We start from the raw sequence: 20,609 nt of genomic DNA, 5'->3' as shown, positions 1-20,609 counted from the left end.
AGATGTTTATAAGTCATTTGTGATGTTCCTTTACTTTTGTTTGTGGTTATTCAAAAGTCTATCACAAATGGCTTTTTTATTTTTCTAACTTAATTTTACAAACGGCGTATAAAAATAGCCTCGAAAAATTAGGTTGGAATCTTTAATTCCCAGTATAAATTCGATAAAATTAGTATCAGAAGTCATCATGATTACTCCTTTCAATAGCAGAGCTATTTGGTCGTAGTTTGTGTGGAGGGAAGTCGTAATGGCTTCCTTTCTTTATTTTACAAATAAAAACCCTGTTGTAGATTACAATAAGGTAATCCATCAACAGGATTTAGTATAGAGCCAAAAAACGTTTGACAGAAGTCATAAGTGATTTCTATCAAACGTTTTTATTGTTTAACTAATCATCAACTGCCAAATCAGTTAACAGTTTTACTAAGAAGTAACTTCCTTCTGCATAATCGCTCAATCGCAGATGCTCATTTGGTGCGTGCGGTCCACTTTTCGCGTAATGGACACCCACCATTACAACGGGCAGTTTAAGTAGTTCGCCAAATGGTCGGACTGGTCCCCCTCCAGCAGTGTTTGGTACGTATTTAGTGGTCGGTCCATAAACCACACGTGCTGTCTGCAAAGCGGTTTGAACAAATTCTTTATCCATTGGCGTTCGCCAAGCATCTTCGGCAACGTTTAGTTGAACTTCAAAGTCATCATAACCGTTTTCATTTAATTGGCGTCTTAGTTTAGTCATAATATCTTCAGGATCTTGATTTGGTGCCAAGCGACAGTCCAACTTTGCAGTGGCTTCCTTTGGCACGATGGTTTTTACCCCGGTTCCTTCATACCCGGCGGATAAACCATTAATCGTTAAAGTGGTGCCGTTTACAACCTCTTCACGTGGGTGACTCGTAACTAATGGCTGTTTTAATCCATACGTTTGTTTTACCTCAGCTTCTGCAAAGTCCATCTTTTGCACCGATTCTTCTTCAGCCGATGACAATGGTGTGATATCGTCATAGAAACCATGAACCGTAATTCGCCCAGTTTTCGGGTTTCTCAATGATGTCAGTCCTTCTACTAATCGCCATGCCGCATTGGGAACATAACTGGCCAGTGAAGAATGAACGTCCGCATCCGCTGTTTTGACGTGAACATCAAAACTGACGATTCCCCGAACACCAGCGACGACTTCAAAATGATCCGCCGAATTTTTACCGCCGCCTTCCCAAATGCAAGCGTCGGCTTTCAGCTGGTCTTGATGGGCATCCACGTATTTTTCTACATGCTGACTACCAGTTTCTTCTTCACCCTCAACAAAAAACTTCAAATTCATTGGTAAGCCACCATGTTCATTAAAGTATTTTACAACGCCTAAGCGGGCCATTAATTCGCCCTTATCATCACAAACGCCGCGTGCGACAAGATGATCCCCTTTTACAGTTGGCTTAAATGGATCGGATTGCCACTCCGTTAACGGTTCGGGAGGTTGAACATCATAGTGATTATAAAACAGCACAGTTCGATTTGATTGGCCCTTAAATTCGGCAAAAACCACTGGATTCCCACCTTGGTCGTCCCATTTTTCAACATTATTTGCACCGAGCTCACGAAAAGTTCGTACTAAGTAATCACTAGTTTCTTGAATTCCTGTATTTTGAGCGGAAATGCTCGGGTGCTCTAAATATTCTTTAAAGTCCGCCCAATGTTCAAGGGCGTATTGCTCAATTGCTTGTCGTTCTTCAGTCATTTCAATCACCTTCTAAAATTTCCGTTGGCCATGTTGGTACACTTGCTTATCTTCTTGTTGAACGGCTGTCACATCTGCAAGCGGATTTTGGTCGAGCACTAAGAAATCAGCAAATTTACCTGGTTCTAGACTTCCATATTCGTTAGCCACCCCTAGTAAAGTTGCTGAACCCAGCCCAGCTGCTCGTAATGCTTGATAGTTGGTTGCGCCGGCCTTAACCATTAAACTAAGCTCTACTGGCGCATCTTTGAATTCATTAAATGGTGTTCCTGAATCAGTTCCAAAGGCTAATTTTACCCCCGACTTGATTGCATCACCGACATGTAAAAAGAAGTCATCTAGAAAAGCTTCTGCCTTGTCCAACATGTATTGCGGTAGCTTGCCCTGACCATATTTGGGAATTGTATATCCCGCAATCAACGTGGGAGTTAGGAAAGTACCTTGTTGTTTCATCAACTCGATATCTTCATGCCGCACGTAGCATCCGTGTTCAACAGAATCTACACCGGCCACGACCGCATTGTGAATGCCTGTCGCACCTTCAGCATGGGCAGCAACCGTCATATGCTTCGAATGGGCCTCTTTGACCGCCATTTGGAGTTCTTCTAGGCTTAGTTCTGTATCGTCAACTTGGTCAGTGGAAGACATTACCCCACCGGTCGCCATCACTTTAATGTTTTTTGCCCCTTCTTTAAACGCACAGCGGACAGCATGCCGCATCTGGTCTGGTGAGTCGACCAAGTATCCCCATGTAGTTTCACCATGTTCCCCTTCAGTAAAGTCACCATGACCACCCGTCATTGACATTGGCCGTCCCGATGGCATAATTTGGGGGCCAACAAACGGATGCACGTCCCGGTACTTTTGTAATTTGACATCGACATCAAACGCTGCTCCACAGTCACGGACATAAGTGAGACCAGCTTTTAACCCCGCTCGTAAGTTTTCCAATGCTTGCAGGGTCCCCTCAGTTTCCGTTAGATAATACAGTTTATTCGTTAGTGGATTCATGAACATGTGCGTATGGGCGTCCACCAATCCTGGCATAACGTAGCGCCCTTTTAAGTCCACTGTGTTATCTGCAGAACCAGAGTAGTTGCCTTGACCCACGTGGGTTAGTTTACCAGTTTTGTTATTGACCACCATCCAGGCATCGGATTGCACTTGATCGCTTGTTCCTTGAAATAAATTACAATTGAGATAAACAGTAGTTGTCATTTTAATCGCCTTCTTCTTGATTTTTAAGATACTGATTAAACCATTTTAAAACTTCCTTTAAACGCTGAATTCGTTGATCTGGCCTCCCCGTACGTGATAAATCGTGATTTGCACCATGAAAAACTACTAATTTAGTTGGTTGTTGACGCAATTTCAATGCTTGATACATTTGATAACCTTCGACAATTGGGCACCGAAAATCATGATCTGAATGCAAAAATAATGTTGGGGTTTGCACTTGACTGGCGTACCTTAGCGGTGAATGCGTCCAGAACTTTTCCATTCCATTTTGATCACTGAGGTTTACTGACAACTGATCAGGAACAAATTCAGGACCAATATCCGAAACCATCATCGATGACCATGTGGCAATACTCCGTTCGCTGACCGCGGCTTTAAAACGGTGGGTATGACCGACGACCCAATTAGTCATAAAGCCTCCATAACTTCCGCCAGTAATCCCTAGCCTTGTTCGATCAATTGCAGCTGTTTGCTGTAATACCGCATCAGTAAAGGACATTAAATCAGCATAGTCAACTTGACCATACTTGCCACGGAGGTCAGCATATTCATCCCCTTGACCAGCCGAACCATGCAGATTGGTAAAAAAGACAAAGTAGCCATTAGTAGTTAAGGTCTGCATTTCATGAAAAAAGCTTTTTCCATAAGCAGCCCGTGGACCCCCCATGAACTTCTAGGATTGCGGGATACTGTCGTCCTTTTACAAAATTATCCGGAAACATTAACCAACCAGTTGCTGTTTTCCCAGTGGAGTCTTGGTAATGAACTTCGTGAAGTTTAGCGACATGGCGTTGATCTAGGAATTGGTTGAAGTCACTTAGTTGGGTAACTGTTCCATTGTGATATCGATACAGTTGTTGCGGTTGTTCGGCCGTAGTGGCAGTGAAGATAAATTGATCGTTTTTAATAACAAATGAATTTACAGCTCCGGACCACGAAAAAAGTCGTGTTGTTTGATGACCATCGAATTGGTAAAACTCATTATGATCTACAACTGTCGTATAAAAGTACAGTTTGTCATCCTGAACTAAGGATGCATTGCCACTAACAACAGTCATATCATTCACTACAATGTTCCCTAAATTACTATCCCAAGGTGCTACTAACTCTAATTGATGATCGTGATAACGATAGAAATTAGGATTTTCTCCCATCCCAAACCTTTGACCATTACTTGCAACCGCAAACAACCGCTGATTTAAAATTGCAACATCGTCAAAGCGATATTGACCGGGACTAATTAGGTCGACTAAATCGTGATGAGAAAAATTATATTCGTAAAGCCCATCCTTAAATGAACGACTATTTTGGTAGGATACGCCCGCGATAAGTAGTCGCCCACCCTGGTACCAAAAGTTCGCAACATCAAAGGTTGGTGGAACGAGATCCGTCAGCAACTGGGTAGCTAAATTAAATATCCAGAGGTGATGACGAACTCCATTAACTTGGCCTTCATCATTCGACCAGTATGGCACCTCCGTAACCTCATGCCAGGGTTCAGTAGTTGGTTCATTTAATTGATAAGCACCAGATAAAAGTAATTCATGAGCGTTTAGTTCCTGTTCAACCTTCAATTCATAACCGTCTACTGTATACTGCTGCTCTTCGCTTAAATTTGTGAGGTTAAATTGATGAAGGCGTGTTCTTTTCGTTCTATGATCCGCAGTGGAGTAATAAAGGTGCTTGGGATCATGATTACTCAAGGCCAAACCAGGATGTTGACTAACCGAAAGTAGTCGTTGTGACTGTTTACCATACTGATCATAAACGCTCCATTGATAATGGTCTAATTGGTTTGCATCCGGTTGGGCAGTTACAAAAACGGTGTGTCGCCCATTTATTTTTAATTCACCAACGTTGACCAAGTTTACCAAATCGTTAACTGTTACACCATTCATAATTTTCACCAGCTTTCATTAACTAATTAGTAAATCATTTTTGTATAACAATGTCATTTGAAAATCATTGCACTATTCCGCTAAAGCAACGTAATGACCAGCAGACACTTCGCGTAACGGTAATTTAGCGGAATCGCCATCGTAAGTGAATGGTTGTCGCACCCGTTCGTAAGTTGGATCCGGAACCGGGACTGCCGATAGCAAGCTCTTAGTATATGGATGTAATGGATGGTTGACGATTTCATCCGCTGTTCCTAATTCAACTAGTTTGCCGTGATACATCACCCCAATTCGGTCAGAAATATACTTAACCATCGAAATGTCATGGGCGATAAATAAATATGTTAATTGCTTTGTGGATTTGAGATGTTCCATTAATTGAACAATTTGAGCCTGAATTGAAACATCCAGAGCAGATAGAGGTTCATCCGCGACCACAAATTCTGGATCCGTAGCTAAAGCGCGAGCAATCCCGATCCGTTGCCGTTGTCCACCAGAAAATTCATAGGGATAACGGTTCATTACATCAGGCGTTAGGCCTACTAGTTCCATTGTTTCTGCCACTCGTTGGTCAAGTTCTTGCCGACTACTGGTCTGCTGGTGAACTTTTAAACCTTCTGCAATGATATCGCGTACCGCCATCCGCGGGTCTAATGATGAATATGGATCTTGAAAAATCATTGCAGTTTCATGATGGAATTTTTTGAAAGCTCGCCCTCTTTTTAATGCCGTCACATCTTGACCATGATAGAGAATCTGGCCAGCAGTTGGTTGATAAAGGTTGAGGACGCAGCGCCCCGTGGTGGTCTTACCCGATCCCGATTCGCCAACTAAGCCAAATACTTCTCCACGACGAATACTAAAAGTCACGTCATCGACCGCGTGCACTTCATCAGGATGACCTTGGTGAAAATATTTTTTCAAATGCTTAACTTCAACTAGATTATTATTCATTGGCGGACCCCTCCTTGGTTAAACAGTCAGCATAATGTTGCCGGCGTTGCTCAAGTTTTTCTGTCAGGTGTACTTGTGGAGCCCGTTCGTCAAGGAGCCAAGTAGCGGCGTAGTGAGTGCCACTAACCTTAAAGAACGGGGGCATTTGTTGATAATCAATCGCTAGCGCATGTTGATTGCGATTTGCAAACGGATCACCCGCTGGTGGATTAATAAGATTGGGGGGATTGCCGGGAATTGATTCTAAGTCACCCTCATTCATATCCATTGTCGGTGTTGATTTAAGCAGTCCAACTGTATACGGATGCTGTGGATGATAGAAGATATCTTCTACCGTACCAAATTCAAGGATTCGCCCGGCATACATAACAGCAACCCGATCTGCAATTCCAGCAACGACTCCTAAGTCATGAGTAATGAAAATGACCGCTGTTTTGAGTTCATCACGAAGCTGTTTAATCAACGCCAAAATTTGCGATTGAATGGTTACGTCAAGCGCTGTGGTTGGTTCATCCGCAATCAATACTTTCGGGTGACAAACAAGCGCCATTGCGATTACAATTCGTTGTCGCATTCCGCCAGAAAACTGGTATGGAAAATTATTGAAACGCTGCTTAGCATTCACAATGCCCACTTTTTCCATAATGGTGAGTGCCCGTTGTCTAGCGGTTGCCCGATCTAGTTTTTGATGTTTTAATAACGGTTCCATAATCTGCTTGCCCACCCGCATAGTTGGATCAAGAGATGTCATTGGATCTTGAAAGATCTCAGCTAATTCGTTGCCCCGAAGCGCTTGAAGTTCTTTTTCTGGCATCTTTAGAAGATCTTTTCCTTTATACTCAACAGATCCACCCACAACTTTGGCATTGTTAGGGAGAAGTTGCATCACTGCCTTGGTAGTCACTGACTTACCAGAGCCAGATTCACCGACTAATGCAAGAATTTCGCCTGGATGAAGTTTTAGTGTGACATCGCGAATTGCATGGACTTCACCCTCCATTGTGTGGAAGTCAATGGAAAGATGTTTGATTTTTAATACGTCTGTCGCCATTTTATTTCACCCCTTTGTATTTGGATCAAAAGCATCCCGGAGACCATCACCAAGAAGATTGAAAGCAATCATCATCAGTGAGAGAACAATCACTGGCTCCCAGAGTTGGTATTGGTAAAATTGAAATCCTTTTTCACCAGCGTTTAATAGAGTCCCCAATGATGCATTTGGTGCTTTAACCCCAATGCCAATAAAGGATAGTAAAGCTTCTAGAAAAATTGCCGCTGGAATAGTGAACATTGTTCTGGTAATCACCACGCCCATCGTATTAGGTAGAATGTGTTTTAAGGCAATTTTGACGGGACTTCCCCCCATTGCTTCGGCTGCAAGAACAAAGTCAGCGCTTTTAATTTGCATTGCTGAAGCACGTACCAATCGTGCCATGAGAACCCAAGATCCTAAGGAAATCGCAAATACAATCGAAGTTAATCCCGGTTTAAAGATAATTAACAGAAGCATGATTAATACCAGTTCCGGAATCGAACTAATGATTTCGATAATTCGTTGCATGATGTTATCAACGCGACCCCCGCACCAACCGGAAACAAGGCCGTAAGGTACACCAATAACGATATCAACAACTGTTGCAAAGACAGCAATCATTAGTGAAATCCTGGTGCCATATAATAACCGCGATAACATGTCCCGACCAAGATTATCCGTTCCTAACAAGTAACTTGCGTTTTGAAATGGATGTAAGTTCGATAAACTAACGTTTTGCGCATTCGGATCATGAGGCATCCAAACCAACGAAATTAACGATACGACAACAACGAATGTTAAAAATACTAATGAGACCATTGCCGCAGTATTTTTCTTGAGTTCTCGCCACGCCTTCGTTCGAAAGGAAAGCGAGTGTTCTGCTAATTCTCCCGAGTGATTATGGAGAACATCAGCGTTCACAAACTCAAATGGCTGTGCAGTTTCAGGTTGTTTCATATTAGTGTTCCCCCTTTTCTTCGGAAAGAATTCGCGGATCAACCAGGCCATAAACAATGTCCGTTAATAAAATGATGCTACATAGCAGTAGGCAATAGAACATTGTTAGTCCCATAATGACCGGATAGTCGTTTGACAAGACGGAGTTAATAAATAGCTCCCCAATTCCCGGAACAGAGAAAATATTTTCTACCACCATGGAACCGGTAATGAGGGTCACGGCCAATGGACCAATTAGGGTTAAAGCTGGAATAATGCTATTCTTCAAAGCATGATGAAAAACAACTTCGCGGGTTGAAAGTCCCTTTGCTTTGGCGAGCAGAATATAATCTGAATTCAAAACTTCTACCATTTCAGTCCGGACAAAACGTGAAACCTGGGCCATTGGAACTGCTGATAACGCAATCGTTGGTAAAACTGTTGAAGGAAAGCCGTCCCAACTAGCAACTGGAAATAGACCGAGCTTAAATCCGAGATAGTATTGCAACAGGATTGCCAAAATAAAACTGGGAAATGAGATTCCGATTACTGCTAATGTACTGCTCGTTGTATCAACCCAGGTCCCTTTCTTCAGCGCTCCGAGACTACCGAGGATAATGCCAACTACGACGCCTAAAACAAGTGCTTGGAGACTAATGAGAATTGACGGACCAACCCGGCGCCCGATTAATTCAGCAACGGATGTACTGGTGTATTGGTAGGACATTCCAAAATTACCATGAAGTAAACCACCCATATAGGAAAGGTATTGCTGCCACACTGGTCGATTCAATCCATACTGTTTTTCAACCGCTAATTGTTGCGTCTTCGTTAATTTCATAGTATTGCCAAGTGGTGATCCCGGAATCATCTTCATTAAGAAGAAGGTTAGTGTTGCCACGATAAAGAGGGTTAAGACCATCATGAATAATCGTTTGCAAATGTATCTTTTCATAAGAACCTCCGTTTCTACAAATAAAGAAGGTCAGACAGAGGAGCAAGTCGACCTTCTTTATTGATCACGTTAATTACTTTTTCCATTGAGCATATTGGTATTGAGCAACTTTATTGAATGGTCCGTAATTTAGACCAGTGACGTGTTTTGAAACTAAGTGGGCTTGTGCAGCCGTGTATAGCGGGACTCCATCAGCATTGGTATGAACTTGTTTGTTTGCTTGTTGCAGGAGCTTGTAACGATCACTAGCGGATTTAGTACCGTCATTAGCTTCATTGAGTAAGTTATCGAGTTTTTCATCAGTGTTATTAGTGAAGTTAACCTTATTGCCAGTCTTCAGGAGGGAAAGGAAGTCGGAGGCATCAGGAACACTAGAGTTCCAGTCAGTTAAGTTCAATTCAAACTTACCGGCAAAATCACGGCTAACGTGTTGGGCATGTGGCAAGGTAGTTACTTCAACTTTGAGACCCTTAAATTGTTTTTGCAGGGTGGATTGAAGATATTCAGCAACTTGCTTTTGGTCATCAGTATTATCAGCTAACAGGTTCAGCGTCATATTATTCTTGCCGAGATCCTTTTGAGCTGCCTTCCAGTAATCTTGTGCCTTTTGCTTATCCTGTTTTTGAAGATGACCCGCTTCTTTAGCAAAATCTTCACCAGTCTTTGGATTTTTCATATCACCTTGAGGAACCCAACCAGTTGCACCCACCGAACCATCTTGCAGAACTTTCTTTGCCAATTGGTTAGTGTTAAACGCATAGTTAACGGCTTGCCGGAAGTTTTCATTTTTGGTCAATTCGTTTTTTCCGTTAAAGTACAAGTAATATTGGGTGGCCTTCAGACTCGTATGGAGTTCTTTATTTCCTTTATTCCCCTTAACGTAATCGGCAGTCACGGAAGTTTCTTGAACTTTGCCAGACTTAAAGAGGTTTTGTGCGGTGTTATTATCCTTGGTAACTTGGACATTCACCTTCTTCATATGAACGTTCTTTTTACCGTAGTAGTGCTCGTTCTTAACATAACTCCATTCATCATCACTGCCCCCATTCCAGTTGGTAACTTTAAATGGTCCGTTATAAACAGCCTTGGCTGATGATGAACCATACTTACTGCCTTCCTTAGCCAGGACTTTATGATTAACTGGTTTTAAATCTGCAGCAAAGCTGTTCCGAACGTTGACGGATGGCTGCTTTTTAGCAAAATTAAATTGTACTTTATATTTACCAAGTGCTTTGACACCTAATGATGAAGTTGGTGCTGTTCCCTTAGCAACTTGGTCATAGTTTTCGAGGTTAGCAACCTTATCAGCTGCTTGAGATTTGGTCTTGGGGTCCGCCCAATGCCGCATTGAAGCAACGTAATCTTGAGCAGTAACTTCATCTCCATTGCTCCATTTCAAACCCTTTTTTAAATTAAAGGTCCAAGTCTTGCCATCATTCGTTACGGTTGGCTGTGAAGCCGCTTCGCCAAGGACAACCTTATAATTTTTATCGTACTTATACAGTCCTTCAAATGCTTGATCTTGCATCGAAGTACTTGGTGTTTCGATGGTTTTTGCTGGATCCAGGGTGACTGGATTCGCTTTTAAGGTCACGTTTAAATCTCCACTTGCTTTGTTCTTCCCACTATTGCCACAAGCTGCTAACGACATTGCTGTTAAAGCGACACCAGCTAAAGTCACCACTTTTTTGTTCATCTTCATAATTTTTTCCTCCTGTAAGACGGTGGATTAACCGAAATTCTAATTGCTTTTTAATCTGACTAATGTCCGTAATGTCTGATTCCATGATCCTCACCTCACTCGAAAAGTTATTTAATTGAACAAAAAAGTCCTAAGCAGCTAATAAATTAGCTACTTAGGACGATCCATTTACCGTGTTACCACCTAATTTTATTTAGTCATTGCTGACTAAACCTCTTAACGTACGTATTCATACGCTGGCATGATAAAGGATGCATTCCTGGTAACTCTACTCAGTTCAAGTCACATTGCTCAAGGATGATCTTCAATGTTTGCTTAACCTTCCCCTTTCACCACTACGGGGACTCTCTGATCGTCAAGACAACATTTACTGTTCCTCTCGTCGCAAATCTTTGTTCAATTAATTGTTGTCTAAGGTATTAATTAGAATTTTCTAATTTGTCAACAGTTATTTCTAATTATTTTCAAACACCAACAATTTAGTAACCGTTTTCTTTGTTATTATAAAACCCTTTCGGAATAATAAAAAAACCGTGAAATATTTTTCCACAGTTTAAAATCATTATGCTTCTTGATGGGCTAATTTACCACAGGCAGCAGCGACAATTGCCCCTAATAAATCATCAATGAATGTATTCACGTGTCCACTGTCAGTGTCAAATTGCTTGATAATCCCTGACTTCACTCGATCAAGATAGCCAAAGTTAGTAACTCCAATTGTGCCATATAGTTCTGCAATCTGCAGTGCCAGTGCCTCATCCACGCCAAACACACCAGCGTCATTTTTAATAATTGCAGCTAAAGGCTCTGCAACTCGATTATCTTCAGTCAAGCGATCCAATTCTAGGCCGACCATCGCATTATTTAAAAATTCACGTTTGTGCATGACATCAATAACTGATTCCCGACATTCATCATGGGTTAGTTTTGGGATGAACTCTTCCTGCATCTTAAAGGTCAAGTTTACAAGATCATCAATCGTTACTCCACGCTCCTGAAGTCGCTCAACAACAAAGTTGAAAGCTTTCGTATCAGGATATTTAAAGTTAGTGTTCTGCATACTTCCTCCTTTTTATTTGTACCAGAGTGTTTTTAAAATATCATTTAGAATCTGCTTTTTTTGGTGCAGTTGGACGTGATTAGTATGTGAATAAACGTGTTCAGCATAGTTAATCCGCTGATTATGCAACAGGGAGCGGAGCATCTCCGACTGAATATGAGGCACTTCACCATCGGTCCGTCCGCCCTTAGCACCCATCCAATTATAAATTTTACCAATGCGAACCAAGGATGTGTGGCGAATTTGACGTTCCATTAATTTAAAGTTACGATCCTTGGATTTCTTAAATAACCACTTTGTAAATTTAGTTCGTTCACCGAATGTTTCATCAACGGGAGTCCCAAGCAAAATCACCTTGGGAAATCGCATATTTTTCTGAATGTCTGGGGATCTAATATAAGCATGGAGCCATTCGGTGCCACCATAGGAATGGGCCACTACATTTAAATTGCGGATATGGTACTGATTATGTAATATTCGCATTACCCGGGTTAACTGCTTGGTTTGATCCTGATAACCTGGAGTGTAGTTCCAATCATATAGTAACTGGATAATTGCATTTTTACGATTTATATCACCCTTGATGCGTACGTGACCATTGGGAGCCACCCAAATCGTCATCCTTTTTTGGGCAACGTTCCTTTCCTGAGCGGTGCTGATCAGTTTTTGATAAGTCCACGTGTTACCACCCCAGCCCGGAATAAGTAAAGTTGGCGTGGATTGATACCGAACTTGCGGATTATTGGTTTGAATGGACTGCTCTTTACTACCTCGTAAAAGATACAACTGAACTGCCCCACCAATCAAAATCATGATCAGAATAATTCTGATCATGACCCGACCAACTTTGGCAATCATCTTGCCACCTTCTATCTAACTAATATGTCTGATTTAACCGAATAACCGTGCCCAAAAACTCTTCTTCTTTGGCTTTTCCTCTTCTGGTTCTGGTGTTGCAGATGTTTGCGCTTCTTCTGCCGCCTTTTCTGGATGCAACTGTGGGTTAGCGACCCCAATCCAATCATAAAAGGCTGGCGCCTTTAACTCAACAAACTTACCGTTTTTGCCGTTGATCCCATCAACACATATTTCAACAGGTAATGCATTCCGATATTCTTCAATGGAATCTTTTTCAAAACCATTAAAGGTCGTTAAACGGGTAATGTCGAACAATAAACTGTTCTTTTCTTCATGATAAATAAAATCATCTTTCTGGGTAAGATACAGCTTGGCCCATTTACTACGAGCATTTTCTCCGAAATCATCTCGTAGGCCATCAGAGAAGTAATCCGGGACCGGCTCCTCGATTAATTTATAGTAATCACGGAAAATTTTCCGCGTGGTTGCTAAAAAGTCTAATTCACCAGTTGTGTGGTCAAAGAGGCGCCATGGTGTACTATCGTCTTCTAAATAGTTGGCTAACCGAACTACAAAGTCTTTAAATAGCGTGTTGTTTAAAGACTTGCGAACGCCGTAAATGTACTTAGAAGCAACCCCCTTCTTCTCGCTGTCAATGACCTTATCTAATTGAAGGTAGTAAGTCCGGCGGGCCGTTTCACGACGCATTGTAAAGCCAGAATTATAGTTGGTTGTACCAATTAATGGTGCATATGGCTTTGGACTATTTACTAATTGGTTCATCGTATCAACAATCAGCCGACGACTGTATTGTGGTTGTTGGAAAAAGTATGGTTGGATTTCATCAATTAAAACTGGATAAGAACTACCCTGTTTCATGTACGATTCCAGTGCCTGCATGGTCTTGGCCTTACGTTGATTGGCATCCGTTGGATAGATCGTGCCAAAGTCGATCATGGACTTGTCGGTGTTCCAAGTTAATTGATTAATAATCCGAAGTAGCGTTGTTTTGCCTGAACCAGCGCTAGCCCCTAAAATCAGAAAATTAGGAATATCATTACCATCTTCAGGATTAAGACTGGCCTTTTGACGAATTTCCCAGAGAAATGGCGCAGTGAAAGCATACATAATAGCTTCATAGAAGCGTTTACCATATTCGGGCGTGAAGTCAACTACAAATTGCTGGTAACCTTTAATAATATCTTCGATTTGATGGATCCCGTCACGAATTTGATTAATTGTGGCTAACTTACCAAAAGCAATTGGGAAGGTACCGGCATCATTCGGGGTATAAAGTCCCGTCTTATTATGAGCAATGTTCCGTTCCAGTGGCCGGTCATACAGGAAGGTTGTATACTTCTTCTCTACAGCCATATCTTGAGGTGAAACGGAAGCCTCCATAGCATTTTTAACATTTTCAGCAATTACTGCCCGATTTTTGATTTTTGGCCGAGCAGCCCGTGGCGATACGGCTTCTTTTTGTAACATCAAAACAGTATTACGTTGCTTGATCGCACGTTCTTCTTTGTCCTGGTCTTGGGTTCTGTTATTCGTAACATTCCGCATTGCTAAAGTTACACCTGCAGATAAATGCTGTTTATCAATCTGCTGTTGCACATCATCAACAATCAGGTTTGTTAATTCACGTTGAGCAATTTCGTCGGTCTGATCATTAGATAGAATGATGATATTATCATTGTCTTTATCAGCAGCTTTGATGGCCTTTAATTGTTTTTCAGCAACTTTGAGCAGTTCATTTGTAAAGTATGATTGTAATACAGGACGGAAATCCTTCTTAAACCGGTTGAGTAAAACTTGATATAATGGGTCGTTATCGAACACCATGACTTCCTCAAAGCGGTTACCGTTGCTATCAAATGATGGCTCATTTAAATCAACCGACCCCAGTACGACCCGGGTTTGTTTAGTAACCGGATTTGCCATCAAGTAAAATCTTGAATGAATTACCTGGGTAGGCGATACTTCTAACTTTAGCACACCAGCAATTGCTGCTAATTGTAATTGAGAACTCAAACTTTGAAAAAGTTTAATCGGAGTTTTATTAGCCGTACTAAGCATTGCATTTGCTAACGCATCTTTAGTCACGTTCTCCATTGAAGTATAGTGATGCTTATTAGGCGCACTACCAATTGCTAATTCTACTTGAACAAAACTTGCTAAGTATTTGTTCAAAAATTCCGGACTTACTTGTCCTGTTACCCCAATTAGCTGAGGGTATTTTCCCGCGTCAAAAATATCCTTAATCGTCATTTGAGCTGCTTTATGATTATGAATAATATTGATCCGGTTGGTATTTAAATCGTTGCCGGTCGTTTTGATTTCATCTGCCATTCTTTAATCTCCAATAATTAATGGAATACATACTTATTTTCTGCTATTTAACGCGATTTTTCAAGTAAATTAACTCTCTCATCACTATGTTCATTACTGTTCAAGATTTCATACAAAAAAGTTAAAATTTGTTGGAACAGTATTCAGCAAATTTGAAGCTATCATCTTAGATTAAATTTCTCTGGTTCCTGTTCCCCAATAATATCTCTGTTAAAGAATAATTGGATTGCCAGCAAATTTTTGGGCTGCCTGTTGATCGGAAATGCCTTCAATTACGAAATCAAGTTGATGCTTTTGAGCGAAGGTCAACCAAGCATGAATAAAATTCATGACAGTTTCTTTATCTTCGTCTTTGAAAATCAGCAAAGATAGTTTAATTCGTTGAATGGCTGGCAATTGGCGCTTGATAAAGGCATAACTATTACTGCCTGCACAAACATCATCAATCGCAATTTCAAATCCTAAGTCGCGCAACCTATTAATTTATTGGTCTAAATAGTTAATACTATGAACGTGTTCGTGACGTTCATTTATTTCAACGGCAACCTGGTTTTTGTAGGTTGTCCGAAGTTGCTTTAGAAACTGCCACGTGCTGTTAAATTGCATCTGGCACGGTTCAATGTTGATATATACTTTTCGATTTTGATGAGCACCAAGGGCACTTTGTAATGATTGTTCACTAATTGCGATCCATTGCTTATTACCGTCTGCGGTAGCTAATCCTTTTATAAAACCAATTCCTGGGAAATGCCCTTCTTCATTTCGAATCAGCATCTCATAGGAATCGATTTTAGTATTTAATGATTTATTAACGTTAATAATTGGTTGAAAAATACTGTACATTTTACTCCCTAACTTTATTTATTCACTGGTCATGTTTAATGGTGAAGTAGTTCCGTTTTCTATCTTTTGATCACTATAACGATCAGAATTTATCCATCCGCGACCATTCTCTTTTACAAGATATAACATTTTGTCAGCCCGTTTCAATGTTTCATCGAGCGACTCGTCTTTCAAATGATTAGTAATACTGCATGAAAAACTAATTGATAGTTTAAAACCGTCTTTCGATTTAAATGGTTGCTCACTGAGCATCCGCTCTACTTGATGCAGGAGTTTATCAACCTCTTTGATCGAATAGTTCGACACCACAATGGTGAATTCTTCGCCACCAAAACGGTAAACAAACCCGTGTTGTGGGAAGACGGTATGAATTTGTTTCCTTAAAAATGTTGAAAAGTGGTTGAGCACTTCATTACCCACAAAATGACCGTAAGTATCATTAATTGTTTTAAAATGATCAATATCTAGTGCTCCAATGACAATATTATTAGTTTCATTTTTATTAGCTAGTTTACTAATTTCGTGATCCAACGCCCGATAATTCAGCAAACCGGTTAAATCGTCACGCTGACTTTCTCTTTGAATTAACTTGATTTTTTCATCGTTACGTTGTTCCACTTTGACCAGTTGTTCTTCAAAGACTGCAATTAAAAATAATCCTAGTTTACATGCTGCAATGCTGACCAATGAATAATTACGATTAATAGCCAGTGTAATTAATTCGATGATCCCTAATGAAGCAATTGCCATAAAAAATCGAGCTCTTTTCGAGCAACCATGCAACTTAACTAGGAATAAACTAATTGAAGTAAAAACAATGGATTCAACGATCCAATACCACCAGTTAGTTAACGGTAGTAATCCCAAAAGGTACTCCGCTAAATTAGCAAAAAACGGTGTTAATGCTAATAATGGCCACCAGATTTTATAAACTCGGTTACGAAATACCATTACTGTGGCAATTACTTGCATGAAGACCACCTGGTTAATGTTTACTAATGATATTTGTAATAGAAAAAACTCTTGAATAAAGTACGTAATGATAATTACTAAGCCAATCATCCAACTATTAAAGGATAAACTCTTTGATGAAATCCAATATCTTTCGAAATATATCTGACTAATAATCATACAAACCACAATTATTGGTAAATAGATTATCGCGTCGAACAATTTATAACTAATCGTTTTGGCGATGCAAAAGTTCGAATAGGAGTTAAATATACCACCATCGCTCCAGAACAAAACTTAACTAAAAACCAACTAAAGGAAGTTATCGAAAACAGAACGGGTGATCAACATTATGGTTTCTAATATTTTTACTGATATTTTTCATTCTGGCTCACCACTATCAATGGTATTAATCCACTATCAGCAGTACTATTTATTTTATGTATTTACCCAATTTTAGGTCCACTCGTCTGGTTCTTTGTTGCAGTATCTTACGTGATTTTTCAACGCAAAGATGAATTGCCTCACCAGCATCAACTGAAACATGAACCATTTATCACGATCATGATTCCAGCTCATAATGACGAAGTAGTGATTCAAAGTACCCTTGAGTATCTTTTAACCCAACTCAACTACCACAATTACGAAGTTTTGGTAATGGACGATGATAGTACCGATTCAACTCCGGATATACTACAAGCAATGCAGCAACAATATTCCCGCTTGCGTGTGATTCGGATTAAGCAGAACTAGGGAAAAGCCCATGCTTTTAATATTGGGTTATTCTATGCCAAAGGAAAATACATTCTGAGCAATGACGCTGATACCATTCCGGAAAAAGATGCCCTCGTCAAGTATATGCGTTACTTTACCAGTCCCCAAGGGATTAACTACGCGGCCATTACAGCTAACATGGATGTTTATAATCCGTTCATCTCTTTGGGGAAAATCCCAAACGGTTGAATTTTCCAGTATTGTAGGGATTATTAAGCGGAGCCAAACAGCTCTTAACGATACTATGTACGCTTATAGTGGTGCAAATACCATGTACCGTCGTAATTTCCTGATTAATGTTGGTGGCTTTCGCCAAGATCGTGCAACTGAAGATATCAGTATTGCCTGGGATCACACGTTTATGAACGTTACACCGAAATTTGCACCTGATATCGTGTTTCATATGAATGTTCCAGAAACGTTTCGGGATTTGTACCGTCAGCGCAAGCGTTGGGCTCAAGGTGGTACAGAAGTATGGTTAACTAATTTCTTAAAGGTCTTTCGTCACCCTTAGCAATATCGTTTTGTCATGCCAATGCTAATTGATACGACCTTTTCAATTATCTGGTCATTCTTTTTCTGGATAACTTCGGTATTTTTTATGATTGTAATGCTCTACTATGCCATGCATGGTAATTACGAACGCGTTTGGCATGGCATTGCAATGAGCATGATTTTCGTTAATTTCCAGTTAATTGCGGGTCTCTTTCAGGTTTCTGCAGCACTATTATTTGATTTTAATGGTGCGAAGTTACGGTACTTTATGTTTTCGCCAATCTATCTTCTCTTTACATGGATTGTTAACCAACTTACGATTGTCACGACTTTCCATAAGGCTGTTAGAACAGTGATGGGTTATGGAAGTGGTAAGTGGATTAGCCCGGCTAGAAAGGTGAGCGATCTTAATGAATAACTTTGAAATAATTTTGTTGTCGACATTTATCATTTTTTCAGTGATATGTATTCAGGCTCATTACCGCTATAAAAAGAAAGTAGGAATTGATAATGAGAAACCGCTACGAATACTTTGGACAACCCGTATATAATCAATCCGCAGAATATCAAGGCCCCGGTTATGAACTATTATTGAGGGAGTTTAATATCCTAATACTAGTCACTGGCAATTACCGCAAAATGTTGCTAATTTTCCGTTGAGTAAAATTATTGAAACCATTCAGCGGATGGATTTGAATGATGGACAGACATTGCGCAGTTTGGCATTGAATATGACAGTTAGTCAAATGGTTGATTATCACGCTGACTACTTTTTTACCTGGGTATTAGGAATTGTGGATGTTCAGAAACTGATTGTTGAAATCAATAAAGATGACATTTTAAGCACTAATTACGTTCAACAATTGAAGCTTCGTCGCACGCTTAAAAAGCTTTCGCAAAGTAAAATTTGCGTTGCCATTGAAAATGTTGACTCGTCTGCTCAAACCTATGATCGATTATGCAAATTTCTACCATACACTGATTATTTAAAATTCAACATCAATGCTTTCAATAAGTCATCACCCCACTGGATTGATATCACTTTGGTTCAGTGGAAGAGAAAATGCGTCCGTTGGAATGTAGTAACCATGGCTGGAAAAATTGAAAAACCTACCCAAGAGGTATTAGTTGGCCAACTACACATTGGTCTTCGTTAAGGATATTTTTACGGACAAACAACAATGCTTCACAAATGAAACAAGAGGATCCTAAACGCAGCATTACGTTAAGATCCTCTTGTTTTTTGTAAATTTAGTGTTTAGCAATAAAATCAAGTAACTGGTAAATTACTTTTTTATTTTCCTCAGGAACGCCATGATTGATAATTTCCTCCGCAGTTTGATGAAGGTCATTATGCTCCATTGGATATTGATTATCATTAATGGCAATCTCCCGAACATTATCAGCAGCTGGTTCAAAATGGAATTGAAGACCAATGACATTGTCATTCAAAATGAAACCTTGGTTTTCAACTAAATCACTGCTGAATAATAAATCAGCTTCTTTGGGAATTTCAAACATTTCTTCATGCCAATGTAACGCAGTCAATTGTTCTGGAATACCTGGAATGATATTGCTTTTAAGGTATACAGGTGCCCACCCCACTTCTTTATGAGGAGCTTTTTTAATTGAATAACCTAGTGTTTTAGCAATTTGTTGTCCACCAAAGCATGCTCCAAAGATTGGCTTATGGTCGTTCATCATTTGTTGGATTAAAGCACGTTCCTGTTTAATCCAATCAAAATCATCGTTAGGACTCATTGGACCACCAAGGATAACTAGCATATCAGTTTGATCTGCGGTCGGTAAATTACCAAAAGTTGCTGGATGGTAAATGAACATTTCATGACCATGATCTTGTGACCATTGTTGAATGGCGCCTGGCCCCTCGTTTGGTGTATGTTGCAAAACATTGATTCTCATCGAATTATCCTTTCCATCGACGGCAATGTTGTAATAGGTATCGCCTGCAATTACCTAAATTTTCGGTCATTTTACCACTAATTGAAAATTTTAACAAACAGACAATGGAAATCCGTTATTTAATTGAGACTAAAGTTATTTTACATAATATAATTATTGTTAATAAGCGACTTTTCAAAATAAAAGATCTCCTAGACGTGAAAATTAATAATCTAGGAAGTCTAATACTAAGCTAAATTAAGTGAGTTAATCCATTTGTCAACTTGAGATGAGCTGTTAAGCACTTCTCCTCGATTCAAATTGACGTCGTAATTATTGTCTTTAATTGTGCGTTCAATCAAACTTTGTGCTCGGTCATAGTTAGTACCACCTGAAGTTGCAAATAATGCTAAATTCTTACCATTTAAGTCCAAGTGATCAATCACAGTACTGATTATCCGCGGTGGAATGGCCCACCAAATTTGATGGCCGATGACAATATTTCGATAATTTGAAATATCAGGCAAATCATCTTTAATAGCAACTATACTGATATGTTGATGTTGTTCAATAATAGTTCGGCTATTTTCGTCGTGCCAGTTTAAATCTGCAGCAGTATAAGGCTGATCAGGATGAATTTAAGCAATATCTGTATTTAATTTATTATCAACTGTTTCAGCTACTCGCTTTGTAGTATTAGTTGCTGAGTAATATAGAACTAAAGTATTTGCCATTAGAAAGGCCCCCTTTTTATATTTGTCGTAGATTGTAATATTTAAGTTAACAGTTAAATAAGTGGACAAGAAAACCCACAAAGGTCTTTAATGGTGTCGCTAAACTAATCCAAGAAAGAAGGACCTTTATGGGCACCACTATATTATCATTTCAAGATCGAGTTGTCATCGAAACTTTGCACAAAGAA

General features: G+C 39.9%; 17 protein-coding genes, 2 pseudogenes and 1 other annotated feature. Of the genes and pseudogenes, 2 read left to right on the top strand and 17 right to left on the bottom strand.

Going from position 1 to position 20,609, the window contains the following annotated elements:
- Positions 1-388 precede the first annotated feature (388 nt).
- The 15 genes from H5975_RS03860 to H5975_RS03800 all read right to left on the bottom strand — a co-directional run bounded on the left by H5975_RS03860 (position 389) and on the right by H5975_RS03800 (position 16,537).
- Positions 389-1,735, bottom strand: coding sequence for a M20/M25/M40 family metallo-hydrolase (locus tag H5975_RS03860; protein ID WP_204784943.1), 1,347 nt, complete (start codon positions 1,733-1,735; stop codon positions 389-391).
- 12 nt (positions 1,736-1,747) lie between these two features.
- A complete protein-coding gene (locus H5975_RS03855) occupies positions 1,748-2,953 on the bottom strand; it encodes a metal-dependent hydrolase family protein (protein ID WP_204784942.1) in 1,206 nt (401 codons plus the stop codon).
- Between the two features lies 1 nt (position 2,954).
- Positions 2,955-3,641, bottom strand: coding sequence for an alpha/beta hydrolase family protein (locus tag H5975_RS08705; protein ID WP_239473133.1), 687 nt, complete (start codon positions 3,639-3,641; stop codon positions 2,955-2,957).
- Positions 3,598-4,872 carry a hypothetical protein gene (locus tag H5975_RS03850; protein ID WP_239473132.1) on the bottom strand — a complete coding sequence of 425 codons (1,275 nt, stop codon included), beginning with the start codon at positions 4,870-4,872 and terminating at the stop codon, positions 3,598-3,600. Before H5975_RS03850 ends, H5975_RS08705 begins: the two co-directional genes overlap by 44 nt.
- Positions 4,873-4,944: 72 nt before the next feature.
- Positions 4,945-5,826 carry an ABC transporter ATP-binding protein gene (locus H5975_RS03845; RefSeq protein ID WP_204784941.1) on the bottom strand — a complete coding sequence of 294 codons (882 nt, stop codon included), beginning with the start codon at positions 5,824-5,826 and terminating at the stop codon, positions 4,945-4,947.
- Entirely contained in the window at positions 5,819-6,877 is a 1,059-nt protein-coding gene (locus H5975_RS03840; protein ID WP_204784940.1) for an ABC transporter ATP-binding protein, read from the bottom strand. Before H5975_RS03840 ends, H5975_RS03845 begins: the two co-directional genes overlap by 8 nt.
- Positions 6,878-6,883: 6 nt before the next feature.
- Positions 6,884-7,816, bottom strand: coding sequence for an ABC transporter permease (locus H5975_RS03835; protein ID WP_239473131.1), 933 nt, complete (start codon positions 7,814-7,816; stop codon positions 6,884-6,886).
- 1 nt (position 7,817) lies between these two features.
- Entirely contained in the window at positions 7,818-8,750 is a 933-nt protein-coding gene (locus H5975_RS03830) for an ABC transporter permease (RefSeq protein ID WP_204784938.1), read from the bottom strand.
- Between the two features lie 73 nt (positions 8,751-8,823).
- Positions 8,824-10,452 carry a peptide ABC transporter substrate-binding protein gene (locus H5975_RS03825; RefSeq protein WP_239473130.1) on the bottom strand — a complete coding sequence of 543 codons (1,629 nt, stop codon included), beginning with the start codon at positions 10,450-10,452 and terminating at the stop codon, positions 8,824-8,826.
- 152 nt (positions 10,453-10,604) lie between these two features.
- Positions 10,605-10,844, bottom strand: a binding site (T-box leader).
- A gap of 170 nt (positions 10,845-11,014) precedes the next feature.
- Positions 11,015-11,512: a phosphatidylglycerophosphatase A family protein gene (locus tag H5975_RS03820; protein ID WP_204784937.1), complete on the bottom strand. Its 498-nt coding sequence runs from the start codon at positions 11,510-11,512 to the stop codon at positions 11,015-11,017.
- Positions 11,513-11,524: 12 nt separating this feature from the next.
- Positions 11,525-12,370, bottom strand: a complete 846-nt coding sequence (locus H5975_RS03815) for an alpha/beta hydrolase (protein ID WP_204784936.1) — start codon at positions 12,368-12,370, stop codon at positions 11,525-11,527.
- A gap of 33 nt (positions 12,371-12,403) precedes the next feature.
- Positions 12,404-14,722 (bottom strand): ATP-binding protein, encoded by a 2,319-nt coding sequence (locus H5975_RS03810; protein WP_204784935.1) that lies wholly within the window; start codon positions 14,720-14,722, stop codon positions 12,404-12,406.
- Positions 14,723-14,932: 210 nt separating this feature from the next.
- Positions 14,933-15,196, bottom strand: a complete 264-nt coding sequence (locus H5975_RS08700) for a hypothetical protein (RefSeq protein WP_239473129.1) — start codon at positions 15,194-15,196, stop codon at positions 14,933-14,935.
- Between the two features lie 9 nt (positions 15,197-15,205).
- A complete protein-coding gene (locus H5975_RS08695; RefSeq protein ID WP_239473128.1) occupies positions 15,206-15,565 on the bottom strand; it encodes a hypothetical protein in 360 nt (119 codons plus the stop codon).
- An 18-nt stretch (positions 15,566-15,583) separates the two neighbouring features.
- Positions 15,584-16,537, bottom strand: a complete 954-nt coding sequence (locus tag H5975_RS03800) for a GGDEF domain-containing protein (protein ID WP_239473127.1) — start codon at positions 16,535-16,537, stop codon at positions 15,584-15,586.
- A gap of 382 nt (positions 16,538-16,919) precedes the next feature.
- Here H5975_RS03800 and H5975_RS03795 point away from each other — a divergent pair.
- Positions 16,920-18,203 (top strand): annotated as a pseudogene (locus H5975_RS03795) (glycosyltransferase family 2 protein).
- A 238-nt stretch (positions 18,204-18,441) separates the two neighbouring features.
- Positions 18,442-18,942 carry a hypothetical protein gene (locus tag H5975_RS03790; RefSeq protein WP_239459616.1) on the top strand — a complete coding sequence of 167 codons (501 nt, stop codon included), beginning with the start codon at positions 18,442-18,444 and terminating at the stop codon, positions 18,940-18,942.
- A 94-nt stretch (positions 18,943-19,036) separates the two neighbouring features.
- Here H5975_RS03790 and H5975_RS03785 read toward each other — a convergent pair whose 3' ends face one another.
- Positions 19,037-19,708 (bottom strand): type 1 glutamine amidotransferase, encoded by a 672-nt coding sequence (locus tag H5975_RS03785; protein ID WP_204784933.1) that lies wholly within the window; start codon positions 19,706-19,708, stop codon positions 19,037-19,039.
- Between the two features lie 227 nt (positions 19,709-19,935).
- Positions 19,936-20,421, bottom strand: a pseudogene (locus H5975_RS03780) (flavodoxin).
- Positions 20,422-20,609: the final 188 nt, after the last annotated feature.

Source organism: Limosilactobacillus coleohominis (genome assembly GCF_016901675.1).
Taxonomy (GTDB): domain Bacteria; phylum Bacillota; class Bacilli; order Lactobacillales; family Lactobacillaceae; genus Limosilactobacillus; species Limosilactobacillus intestinavium.
This window is presented reverse-complemented; position numbering and strand designations above follow the sequence as displayed.